Genomic DNA, 12,539 nt, shown 5'->3' on the forward strand with positions numbered 1-12,539 from the left:
CTGGGCGCTGGTGGAGGAGAGCTCATGAAGGAAATTGAAGACCGTTCTCTTATTTCTTCAGCTTTATAAAATTTCATTGATCAATAACACTTAAAGAAGTAATTGGCCGGATAGTAACTTCCGGCTTCATTCTTCCAGCTTCCGGCTTTTAAGATTTCTTCAAATTCCAGAATTCTTTTACGATCAGTTTGATATTTTTAAAAGTACTTGGGAATACTTCATTTTCAATTTCTGAGGTCGTTTTCCATGCAACTTCGGTGATACCTTCTTCTATTTGCGGTTTGGAAGTATCTTCGCCGTCAAAGTTCATTTCAAACCAATGCGTACATTTTAAGATTTTCTCTCCATTTCTTTCTACATAGATATGGTAAGTAGTATTGATGAATTGTACAAGTTCAACATCACTCAAACCTGTTTCTTCTTCTATTTCCCTTACTGCAGACTCTTCTCTGGATTCTCCTTTTTCCATCTTACCCTTAGGAAGGTCCCATTTGCCGAGTCTTCTGATGAAAAGAATCTTACCTTCAGGATTATTAACGAGACCTCCAGCTGCCTCTATAATTCTGAACAGCTTTTGAAACTCCTGCCAGATTTCATCCAAATTCTCTCCATACACATTCAGTTCCTGCACAGAAGTATTCTCCAGAAGATCCAAAGCGATTTCTAAAGTGGTATAATTTTCATACCCAAGCTTTTTTTCAAGTTCTTCAGGATGCTTAGATAGTAATAATTTTTTTTCGTTGACAAAAACTTTATACATTTGTAATAGTTAAGAATTTAATACAAAAATAAAAAATGAATTTAGAAGGACGAAAGATTATTGTCAATAAATCATCTAAAGAACTTACCGAGTTGTTGAAATCACCTGAAAACTATAAAGATTTTATGCCGGACGGTCTTCAGAAATTTGAAACAAGAGATAACGGATTTAAATTTGGATTACAGGGTATGCCTGAAATCGCATTAAAAATTGATGAAGTAGACGATCAGAAAGCTGTTTTAAGATCTGCAAGTTCAAGTCTGGACTTCTCATTAACCGCTACACTGAACCCAATCAGTGAAAACCAGACTGAAGTTCAGATGTTATTTGAAGGAAAATTCAATCCGTTCATCAAAATGATGGTAGAAAAACCTTTACAGAACTTTATCAATACGCTTACCGATAAAATCGAAGCTTATAAATAATTAAAACCTTCATTTCTGAAGGTTTTTTTATTTTTACAGGAAAGTTGGCGAAAATAAAACAGGCAACCAATAAATACCTGTTTTTTAAATTATTAACCTATCTCTGTCAATAATAACGGCTTCGACAGGCTCAGCCAGACAACGCTTAAAAATTACGGATGGTTTGCAACCTGTCACCCTGAGCCTGTCGAAGGGTTCCCAATAAGAACACCGTTATTAATCACTAATCTTGAGTATTAATTAAAAGGATTAGTCAATTATTTATTTATAATTTTCTTTGTCAATGTCATTTAATAATGGAAAATAACCTTTTGAAACATGCTTGAGCATTCCTCTTCCTCATCTCTACATATTTCAACATTTCCGTTTTTTATAATAAATCTGTATCCGAAAGGTATTGCCAGATATTGTAAAATATCAGGTCGGGCAAAAGCAACATGATAAAAGTGAACCATCTTCAATGATTTAATATCATCATTATAGTCGTCTGTGATAAGATACCAGCCACTTTCGCCCTGACGCGAATCATATCTGATTCCTTCAATATCTTTTCCTTCATAAACACCATCTGATATAACCACTGACTGATTGAAGTTTGGAAAAAGAGGAATAAGATTTTGTTCCCAACAAATTTTACTTTGTTGTCTAACAACTGAAATTGCCGTATCACAACCTTAATTAAAGCCACTACCGTCTGAGTTTGCTTCATATAGATCATAGCAGTTATATTCATCCAGCCTGAATTGTAAAAGCCATGAATAATAGCCAATATTTTGACTGTCCATAATCACAAGATTAGTATCTACACAGTAGTTAATAAGATATTTGAGTACTTCTAAGTAATCTTCAGTTTTTTGATTGTCTGTCTGTAACTTCAATTCTTTCCCGATAATCAAATAAAGCCCTTCAGTACATAAATTCTTATCATCTGACCTTATTGTGATATTCCTAAAGTGATAAAGAATACTGCTTTTATTCTCCATGCGTATATTTAACCACTTTTTTTGATTTTATATTTACTTCGGCATAAGCAACTCCACCTATTCCCGGTGGTGATGGAAGATTTCCCTGTACAATCCAAATGCTGTCATTTTTCTTTTCTGCAACAAATGGTTTTTGTTTATTTATTGCTGATTTACCATAAACTTGCTTCCATTTCCTTTCAGCTATGGAAATGGCAATTTCTTTATCTGTTAGAGTCTTTTCTCCTTTATATGTATTACTCTTTTTACAACTTGTTACTGAAATTAATGCTATAAGAATACAATATTTCATTGAATAATTTATTTAACAAAAGATAGGAAAAAACCACTGTAGTTGAACAATGGTTTATGTAATAAGTTCTTTTGACAAATTAAGTATAGCCCAAGGGATACCAAATACCTCTAAAATTGGGAGACAGAATATTTTGATAATATAAGCTTGTCAAATCCCTTGCTAACGCACAAATCCTTTAGTGTAATTTAGTTTAAAACTATAGATCAGAGCACCAGATTGAATTCCTAAAAACTTTTGTTTTTAATGATCTTATATTTTTAAAAGAAGCTCTTTATTATTCTGAATTCATATATCAACATCACAAATAATAAATACTGAATTAGTAGTATAAGTTCCACACGAAGGGATTCGTGCCGGAGCGAAGAGTAATTGCTTTCGATGTATCAATGGTATCTACCATTAATTTTACCTACTAGTTTCTATTGATTTTAAGCCACTATTCCCCCAATAATTCATCAAAATCAACTACTTTTTATAAATTAAGGTATTGCAATCAATACCCTAATTTATTACTATCATTTTTAGAACTTATCTATAAAATAGCTCTTTTTTCAACTAAGTATCAATAAATAGATTCATTTCTTAATGTTGTTGTCATTTACAAACATACAACCCATTGACATTATCAGAATAATATAATTTATGCTTAGAAGGTAAAGTAAAATTACCTATTTCAATTGAATAATTATTTCCATCATTTTGATGAGGAATAGTAAATTCAGACATTACAATAGTATATTTTTTGCCTTTAATAATTTTCGATCCACTATCACAAGTGTTTTTTTTGTAAGAAAAAAAATAGTCTACTTTTCTCGTTTTTAAATTTAAAAATTTAAAAACATACGATTTTTCAAATTCAATGACTTTCTTTATTTTGATTTCAACTTTTTGTTGGCTATAAAGAAATGAATTTAAAATAAGTACAGGAATTAATATAAAATTTTTCATTTTTTTCAATTTCTTAATCTGATATCTTTTGCAGTTGCAACAGGAACCTTAGTGACGCTTGTCACGGTTTTTCTCTTATGTGGTTCCCCATTACTTTTAATTAACGGTTTTGTTTTTGTAATATTAATATAAGTTGTTACTGTTCCAAATTTAGTTCCCCCAATGGTCACATCCACAGAATCTATGGATTGAGATACACTATAATTATTATGAGTAGGATCTAATCGTTTTGCTGCATTATGTGCGTTAAGGTATGGCTTTTCACTTAAATCTCCCCCAATTCCAAAGCCGGGTGCACCTGGATTATTTTTCCCTGCAATATAAGATTCAAGAATTTCATGTAATACTGTTCCTCCTTTTGGCCGTCCAGTAGCATTTTCAATTATCTCTGCTTGATTTGGATTCATAATTTGATTTGTTTGAACAATTCCATTGTTGTCTATTTCACTTCCTCCAAAAGCTCCCCCTAAAATCGGAGTATTATCAACACTATTTGAACTTGTTGCATCTAAATTCACCATAACAGAAGAGTCATTTGTTGCTTCTAGCAATTTTAATTCAGCAGCTGTTGCTGTTGCACCGTTTTTAATACTTCCAGTAACTTTTCCTTTTGAATCCATTTGCAGATTAAGATTTCCCACTTTTGCTTGCAGCTGTTCAAATGCTTTATCTTTGAGGTCTCCTGAAATTATTACATCCTTATTCTGCATACCATCTGGGTCAGTGAATCTAATGGGATTGTTATATGCGTAAGCGTAAGTAGACCAGCGACGGGATATTTCCGCCAGCGGGTCAACAACACCCCATCTTCCCAGATCTGGCATATACATCCTAGCTCCATAATCATCCCATCCGGTTTCTCTTTGTTTTTCTTTACCATTATATGAATAGGCATAAGTGGGAGATATAGAATTAGTAGTTTCTAATTCCCCCCCAAACTCCAATCCAAAAGGATAGTAATTGGTGGTTCTGTCTACTTTCAGATTTCCGGAAGCATCTTTGTAATACGCTAATCTGATGTTTCCTTGATGATCTGTGTAATTGTAAATATACTTATTCTGAACGAAATGATAATATCCTTCTGAAGTAGGAACAAAACTTAAAATATCATTGGTATACTGAAATCCATCCAGATAATCTGTTTTGTCGATGGTTTCCAGCTGTGATCTGCCTGTTCCATAGGTATATACTTTTCTCAGTTTGGCTCCGGCAGCATTATACAGATACTTTGTATTGACATTAAAAATGCTCGCAAGGTCACGAGTGTTATATATTCTATTAAATTTTATATTGTTAGGAAGATTCAGATAATTATAGTCTATCTGTAATATTCCTCTGTCTTCATGGCTGGTCATATTCCCATTACTGTCGTATGTAAAGGGAATTCCCCAAGTGCCCGGATAACCTGCATAATTTCCGGAAGCATCACTTACAGTGGAAAGCCTGTTTCCATTGTAGGTATAAGTGAGGGCATCAATCTGCTCTGCTCCGAAATTCTGCAATAACCTGTTTCTTTTCAGACTTTGGATATTCCCGTTGACATCATAGGTAAGGGCTTCATTATAAAAATTATTCATCGGAACCGCGGCATTAGGCTCAGAATAAATGCCATTTTTTAATCTGTCTAATCCATCGTAGTGATAATTATACCTTCTGAATGTACCATTATCCGCACTTGACCAATCTATTTCTGCAATATTTCCATTGTATTTCCCTGTAGAAACTGTAGAATAAACAGGATTATGGTATTTAATTTCATAGGCAAAGAGCTTCCCATTGAGGTTCGTTGGCTCGTTTACCTTCGTAAGCCATCCACGGATATTGTAGGTGTGGTCTATAGACTGTAAAGGGATACCCGTTGTATTTCCTGTCTTTTTATTAGTAAGCTGTCCCAGGTCATTGTAGGTGTTTTCTACCAAAAGTTCTTCTGTCTGGCTGTTCACCTTATGATAGTGCTTCAGCAGTCTTTTCTGTTCATCGTATACAAATCTCTCTTTGATAAAAACTTCAGTATCTGCACTTCCTTTTTTGTGGTAGGTATAGCTTTCATCTACCGCGCCGGAAAAATCAAGCTTAAATTCCTTTTTGGTATAGCCTCCTAAATGATTCCAGCTTTTTTCACTTACTTTTTCCCCTTTGGTGTTGTAATAGAAATAGGTTTTGGTCCAGTTATCGTCCTCAATGTTTTTTACATAAGATGCTGTGGGAAGACCTTTTGTAGAAACGCCGCCGTTAATAGCTCTGTCCTCATTGATAACGTACTGCTCAAGGATCTTTGCAGGAGGAAACTCTTTGGTATCCCTTGGATAAGAGTCATAGTAATTAACCGTTAGCACCGTAGTAAAAGCTGACAGGAAATTGTTGGTATAATATACCATAATACCATTTTTACTGAATCCTGTATCAGAAGGTGTTTCACTTACCACCTGTGTGGCAAGCTGGGATTGCATTGAAGCTCTGTCCCCACCCGAAACAAGTCCCGTATAAGCAATACGGCCTAAAGCATCATATTTGGTCAGCAGCCACTGTCCTTTATTTTTCAGGTTCACATCCTGGGTAAGCACGGGGCGGTCGGCAGCATCATACACTACCGATTCCCAATCGTCTCTTCCGGGCAGTCTTTTTTCCACCTGTCTGTCCAATCCATCATATCGGTACTGATAACAAAGACTGTTTACAATATCCGTGGTAACCACATTGCTGTTTTGTTCAATTTTCTTTACCGCCAGAGGGGGAATTACAAATGCCTTTTGCCCGTATTCATTGTACACATAATAGGTATCAATATTTTGGGTTCCATCTGTTCTACGTACAAGAACAGTCTCACCACGTCCGTTCTGAAACTGGATAACCGGAGTTCCATTCTCATCGGTTACCGTATTTTTGTATAATGTTCCTGCCCCATAAAATTCACTGCCTGGGACTATGGATACAGAAGAAACCGTTTGGTTATCTGTTCCTGTTGTACTGGTAGTTGTATTGGTGATAAATTTCTTTACTTCTGAGCCCTGGTTTACTTCATATTTAAACTTTTGGGTATGTCCGGCTGCCATTTTCCATGGTTCACCCGGCTGGGCCACTTGTTTTACCCTGTCCAATGGAGAATTTTCAATGTCTCTTTCTGTATACGCATTGGTGACACCGTAATAAGAATTAGCCGCTGTTTCATTCACAATTCCGGTATGAATGGCTGAATTGAGGGTATTAGCCGGGACAGGAAGGATATCCTTATCCTTTCTTCCAAACCCATCATAGGTAATGGGCGTCACCAGATCTTTTCCGGTAGTGGTGGCTTTTACGCTAATGATCTGTTTGGGTCTTCCCAATCCGTCAAAATAAGTAACTGTTTCTGTTTTCTTGCTGCAGTCACCATTTAAACAGGTTTTGGAGTGTATATAGTTTTCTGTTGTACTTTGTGCAAAGGCCGTCATCGCTGTAAACAGCAGACCTAAAAGTTGTATTTTTTTCATGGTGTGTTTACTGTTTATAATTATACTTGAATTCTTTCACCACCTTATAGCTATAGGTTCCTGCGTTGTCTCTTTCCCTTACCTGAACCTGTTTCAATCGGTTAGCTGTGTCATAGATATAAAGTTCTCTAACTCCCGAAGGTGGAGTAATAGTGGTTACCCCTATTAAAGGGTCGTAAGTATATTTGGTGGTCATTCCAACAGGCTGAAAAGCATCAAGAGCCAGTAAGAGTTCAGCTTCTTTCGTAGGATCAGCAGCATCTTCATTGGATTTCGCTACCATAGTAGTGATCAAACCTTCCACCTGACTATACAATGCTCCTACAACTTTGGCAATGGGTCTTGTTTTGTTGTATCCCCACACAATACTTACCGGAGTACCGTCTTTCTCCCTGTATTGGAGAATATTTCCTTTGTCATCATATTTTTCATAGATAACATCCTTAGAGGAAGTAGCAGGACTCAGAGTATCGTAAGAGTATTCAGATAATGGAAGTACTAAGTTTCCGGTAACTGCATGAGGCAGAGCTGTGGGATAAATCGTTTCGTCACGGGAGGTCACTTTGGTGATATTATTTACCGTTTGTTGTGCTTTCGTTTCCAATGGAATCCCCACCATGTTTTTATCAATCATCAGCTGGTTGTTTTTCTCATGGGCATACTGATAGGTTTTGTCCGTAGAAGACAGATCAGGGAAAATCGTTTTCTCACTTGTCAGTTGATGGTGTTTGGGATTGCCATAGAAATACTGGGTTTCTGTTTTCATAGCATTTCCATTCAGATAATCTGTTGTTTTCTGAGACTTCAGGTACTCGAAATGAGAGATATTTTTATATTGTACAATATCAAGATTATCCAGTTTATCTTCATAGGTAATCAGACCTACGGGTTTACCAAAACAAACATCATTATACGTTTGAGTCACATTTTGAGCCCCTGATGCCTGACAGTTTTTATACCCATCTACAGCATTGTATTTATGAGAATGGCTGGCAGTACAGTAACTATACGAAATGGTTTTTACCACATCTTCTGCTGTGCAGAGTTTGGTCTCATTTTTAGTGACAGGATTGTCATAATTTTTTCTGATCGAAAAACCATCCACCTGATATTTTCTGCTGTTATCCTCTTCATAATTCATCTCTACAGTGCGTACCAGATTACCTCCGGCATCCAGATACTTAGTCAAAAGTTCGCGCCCATTATTCCACCCAAAGTTTGTCCAGACGGAGTTTCGGATATTATCTCCGTGAATTACTTTACCAAAATCATCTGAACTAATAGAGTAATTATGGATAATATTTGATTTTCCTTCTACAATTTCCTGCACGGTTTTATAAAATACATTGGGATGGGTAGCAAATAGCTGATTAATATTGGAAGATGTTACCATTGTATAAGGAAACCTTTCTACTCCTGTAGGAACTGATCCACTTGGCAGATTGGGATTATTTGTACTACAAGTTCTGGTATAAAGAAGCTGCTCCTGAAATGCCGGAGTTCTTAATACCACGGCTTCCGTATATTGATCATTCAAATCCCGGTAAACAAACTTTCTAGTTGATGCCACTCCATTTTCTGAGGTATCTACAATTTTAGCAATTCTTAAACCTCCAATAGGCACTTCTCTGTCTCCATAAACGGCCTCTTTACTGGTATAGCTTGCGGATGCTGTGGAACGGGTACAAACAAATAGTGTCCAAAGCTTAAGGGTTAAAGGTTCATCTTTCTGGACATGGGCAAAAATACCTCCTCCATTATTGGTAGGAAAAGTAACTGAATTACCTGCATTGGTAACAACCCCTGTTGAAGTTTTATAATACAATGGTACGGCTTGTCCATCGGGTTTCAAGAGACTAACAATAGCTCTGTGCTTTCCGGTGATTTGTTCAGCCGGATCACACGTATTGTTAAACTGGGCACTCCCTCCCAAGCTTATTTCTTCTGTTTTTAGTGGAGTAAAAACCACTGTATTTTCAACATGAGCATTATTATCATCCGCAGTTGCCTTGATTTGAACCCCCGTTCTTTCTGATGGGCTCAACATCACATTTTTCTCAATCGCAGTATTATTTTCATAAAAAAATTCAGTAGAGCCTTTAGTAGGGTAAATAACCTTCTGAAGTATCCCTATAGGTGTATGTTGTGGGCTGACTGGCTGCGAAGCTCCGTTATATGAGCTCCACAAAGCTACCTCATATATGGAAGGGACAAGATTGGTGTTGCCGGTTACACCATTATAATATCCCCAACTATCTCTACTGAAGGAGAGTCTTTGAGGAAATACATCCGGTAAATTATATTCAAACCCATAGGTAGTGTTTAAAATACCGTCTACTACAGAAGTGAGAAATAATCTGTTGTTGGCTGTAAGGTTGTAATTAAGGGTAACATCATTAATAATGCTGCCATTAACTTTTTTAGTAACCTTTTGCAATCGTTTATAATCACTGCTGCCTCCTGATTCTAGGTAATCAAATATAATCTCTCCATAAGAAGGATTGTTACTGTATATTCTCTTGATCTGTTTTCCGGCAACGGTCTGGTTATGGCTGATCAGCTCACTGACCTGTGGGTATCGGATAAATGCAGGATTTCCACAACTTGATGTCATTGGACCCGCGTTAGGTGATGTGTAAGATAAGGTCTGTGACTGGCTCATCGTGTTGGTATAACCACCATCTACATTCTCAATAAATACTGTTTCTCCGCTGGTAATATCCTCAATTTTTGTAAGATACCAGGCTGTGGTAGAAATGGATATAAGAGAATGTCCTGCACCAGCGGTGCGGTTAGATGTCGTCTCTTTATCTGTAAAATAGTATTTGGTTCCATTATCTACCGTTATAGTAAAAGAATTTCCACCGCTTGTTCCTTCAATGACAACATCTTTTTGGGAATAAATCACTGGTATTCCTTTTTTATCAAAGACAAATTTGATCTGCATGCCTCCAAAGCTCGCCATATATAAATCCTGCTCTGTATCTATATCATCGAAGGAAGCATCCTGGAAAAATTGCATAGCCGCTGTAGTATTAGCTCCTAAATCTCCAATATTAGTTGGAATATTTATATTAGATTGGTTGTCCTCATCAGGGAGATCTCTTATAACTCGTGTAATTACACCTCCTGAAACAAGGTTCCAGCCTAAACCAGTAGAGCCGTTCATATCATCTACTTTTATTCCATTGGAAAAATAATTAAGTCTGATGGGTATAGTAATATTTCCGGCCGAAAAGGACGTCACAGGGATATCTACATTGGCATTTCCTGTAAACAAACTTATCGGAAGGTTTCCAAAGGAGCCCAGTTTGTAAGACTCTGCAGATGGAGGAATAATATTTGGAAGGGTGGACGGTTTGCTGCCTGTAGTTTGTGCTAATGCTGTTCCAAAGGACAGGCAAAAAAACAAACTGGTTATATTTTTCTTCATGTGTTTTTATTTCTTAATTAATTTGGAATTCGCAGTTTTACTGGTATCTGTTTTTATTGTCACCAGATAAGCTCCCTGCACCAAAGCCTGGGTATTAATCTTAGTCACTCTGTTTTTGGTTTTTATACTTTGAAGCTGTCTTCCGCTCATGTCATACAACAGAATATCAGCATCCTTAAAATCAAAACCGATTTCTACGTAAGCATAATCCGAAACAGGGTTTGGATAGATCTTGATATCGTATTTTTCAATCAGCTGATCAACTTGTTTGTCGCCCAGCTTTACAATTTTCCAGTTTTCTTTACCCAATTCTTCTGCACTGGTTCCAGCGAGAATAATGGAACCGTCTCTGTTGAGTTTTAAATCAGAAAGTCTTTCTTCTTTTTGTCTGGATTCTCCTTTTATGTGTTTTCGCCACTGCTCATTACCATTCTGGTCCAGATAAAGCATCCAGAAGGTTTCATCATCAGCTTGGATTCTTCCTTCAGCCTGGGTGTAACCTCCCAAGAGAATACCTTTAGAAGATTTATCATCTGCAGAATGAAGAACACTCATACTCATCAAAATATCTCTGTTTTTGAAATTGTAGGATTTCTGCCATTGTTCATCACCTCTTTCATTTAAAGCAATTAACCAAAGGTCAGTTCCTTCTTCAATACCTACGGTTTTATTTCCTGATCTTTCTGATCTGGATTCTCCGCCAATGATAAAGCCAGTGGAAGTTAAAGCCAGAGTTCTCAAATGGTCATCTCCTTTGCCTCCAAAGTTCTTTTCCCATTCTACTTTCCCGTTTTTGTCCAACTTGACAATCCAGTAATCGCCCTCACCAAAGTTTTCAGTTTGTTTCGAGTTTCGGGATACGGGGGGAGTGTTTTGAACGTTTGATGCAGAATCTGCACTTTGCATTTCAGAACCTGCAACACGAACCTCGGAACTCCTTGAATAAATCCCCAGCAACGCTCCTCCATCTCTCGTTGGAATCATCTTCTCTACTTCGTCTAACCCTTTTCCACCTAAGATCAATTGGGAGAGTTCTTTTCCGTCTTTATCAATTCTGGTAATCCATACGTCTTTTGAACCATAGCCTTTGGATGAATTTTGCACATTTCCGGCTACAAAAAATCCTAAATCAGTAGTTTGGATAACAGCTCTTGCTTCTTCATCGGCAGACGACCCAATAGTTTTCTGCCATAGTTCATCTCCAAATTCATTGATTCTGATCAGCCAGATATCAGAGCCTCCTTTGGAATCGTCTTTTTTGTCTAATCCTTTTCCGGAATAAGATGTTCCGGCCAAAAGAAATCCTCCATCCTGAGTGGTAACGGTAGCAGAAAGATAATCATGATTTTGTCCAGAAAAATATTTCTCCCAGACTTCTTCTCCCTGCTGATTGAGTTTTACCAAATGAAAATCATAACCGTTGTTTTGCTTACTGCCTGAAGCCTGTTGCTTATTGCTTTGAATAGAGCTTCCTGTGATCAAATACTGCTGATCTATGGTTGTGGTGACCTGGCTTAGAAAATCCTGGGTAGAGGATTTTATATCTTTCTGCCACACTACTTCCTGAGCAGATATTCCAAGGATTGTGCATAGAATGAATGCACTGAGAGAGATTTTTTTCATTCCCGTGTTTATTTAAGTTGACATTGTTATTATGATAGATCATGGTTAGATCCAGTTTTTTATCCTTATCCGTTTCTGAGAATCAGATGCCTTTATAGGGCAAAAAACATTTCAAATATAATATTCTTTTGGTACAAAAAATAGTGTATTTCTTATGCATCAAAACTGATCTGAATTTGTACATATGAAATTGATTTTTAAATATTTAAAAAGGAGTTGAAGAATATACAGCGAATGGATATAATTGAATAAAAATTTCATAGTTATTGTTTTTTAGCTATAATCGCTTGTTTATAGAAATCTTGTGAATTTAACATTTTTTAACATGTTTTAGCGAGTATTAATTTGATTTAATACAAAAATATTCTCTTGAAACGACAGAACAAACATGTCGTGATATTTTTATATATTAATTATATTCAGGGCATTCTGTGAAAAGAAAAAACTTTCACAAACAGATCTTGCTATGATAATAGGGAGGAATAGACAGTATCTCTATAAAATTGAAAAAGGAAAGGTACTTCCAGTATTTTCACTATTTCTGTTATAGCCTATGCATTAGATATTTCATTGGCTGAGCTGATCGGTAACATACAAGTATG

The 12,539-nt window shown here is 36.4% G+C and carries 10 protein-coding genes; 2 read left to right on the plus strand and 8 right to left on the minus strand.

Translation table 11 applies throughout. The features are described 5' to 3' along the window. Nucleotides 1–148: 148 nt before the first annotated feature. Complete coding sequence (locus A1704_RS14430) at nt 149–760, minus strand: NUDIX hydrolase (protein ID WP_062674523.1); 612 nt, start codon at nt 758–760, stop codon at nt 149–151. A 35-nt stretch (nt 761–795) separates the two neighbouring features. Here A1704_RS14430 and A1704_RS14435 point away from each other — a divergent pair, with 35 nt between their 5' ends. After that, on the plus strand, nt 796–1,185 hold the full coding sequence (locus A1704_RS14435; protein ID WP_034699917.1) for a hypothetical protein: 390 nt from the start codon (nt 796–798) through the stop codon (nt 1,183–1,185). Between the two features lie 290 nt (nt 1,186–1,475). On the opposite strand, the gene A1704_RS14440 is transcribed toward A1704_RS14435, so the two are convergent. From A1704_RS14440 to A1704_RS14470, 7 genes are all read right to left on the minus strand, one after another. After that, nucleotides 1,476–1,844, minus strand: a complete 369-nt coding sequence (locus tag A1704_RS14440) for an immunity protein Imm33 domain-containing protein (RefSeq protein ID WP_455580129.1) — start codon at nt 1,842–1,844, stop codon at nt 1,476–1,478. Nucleotides 1,845–1,859: 15 nt separating this feature from the next. Continuing rightward, complete coding sequence (locus tag A1704_RS24650) at nt 1,860–2,168, minus strand: hypothetical protein (RefSeq protein ID WP_062674527.1); 309 nt, start codon at nt 2,166–2,168, stop codon at nt 1,860–1,862. After that, nucleotides 2,158–2,460 (minus strand): NTF2 fold immunity protein, encoded by a 303-nt coding sequence (locus tag A1704_RS14450; RefSeq protein WP_062674529.1) that lies wholly within the window; start codon nt 2,458–2,460, stop codon nt 2,158–2,160. Before A1704_RS14450 ends, A1704_RS24650 begins: the two co-directional genes overlap by 11 nt. A 597-nt stretch (nt 2,461–3,057) precedes the next feature. After that, nucleotides 3,058–3,411 (minus strand): hypothetical protein, encoded by a 354-nt coding sequence (locus A1704_RS14455; RefSeq protein WP_062674531.1) that lies wholly within the window; start codon nt 3,409–3,411, stop codon nt 3,058–3,060. Nucleotides 3,412–3,416: 5 nt separating this feature from the next. Continuing rightward, nucleotides 3,417–6,881 carry a DUF6443 domain-containing protein gene (locus tag A1704_RS14460; protein WP_082798792.1) on the minus strand — a complete coding sequence of 1,155 codons (3,465 nt, stop codon included), beginning with the start codon at nt 6,879–6,881 and terminating at the stop codon, nt 3,417–3,419. Between the two features lie 7 nt (nt 6,882–6,888). After that, complete coding sequence (locus A1704_RS14465; RefSeq protein WP_062674535.1) at nt 6,889–10,314, minus strand: RHS repeat protein; 3,426 nt, start codon at nt 10,312–10,314, stop codon at nt 6,889–6,891. A 6-nt stretch (nt 10,315–10,320) separates the two neighbouring features. Continuing rightward, a complete protein-coding gene (locus A1704_RS14470; protein ID WP_062674537.1) occupies nt 10,321–11,937 on the minus strand; it encodes a T9SS type A sorting domain-containing protein in 1,617 nt (538 codons plus the stop codon). Between the two features lie 415 nt (nt 11,938–12,352). Between A1704_RS14470 and A1704_RS25085 the strand changes: the two genes are divergently transcribed. Next, nucleotides 12,353–12,487 carry a helix-turn-helix domain-containing protein gene (locus A1704_RS25085; RefSeq protein WP_394361325.1) on the plus strand — a complete coding sequence of 45 codons (135 nt, stop codon included), beginning with the start codon at nt 12,353–12,355 and terminating at the stop codon, nt 12,485–12,487. The last annotated feature ends 52 nt before the right edge of the window (nt 12,488–12,539 follow it).

The organism is Chryseobacterium cucumeris (genome assembly GCF_001593385.1).
GTDB lineage: Bacteria > Bacteroidota > Bacteroidia > Flavobacteriales > Weeksellaceae > Chryseobacterium > Chryseobacterium cucumeris.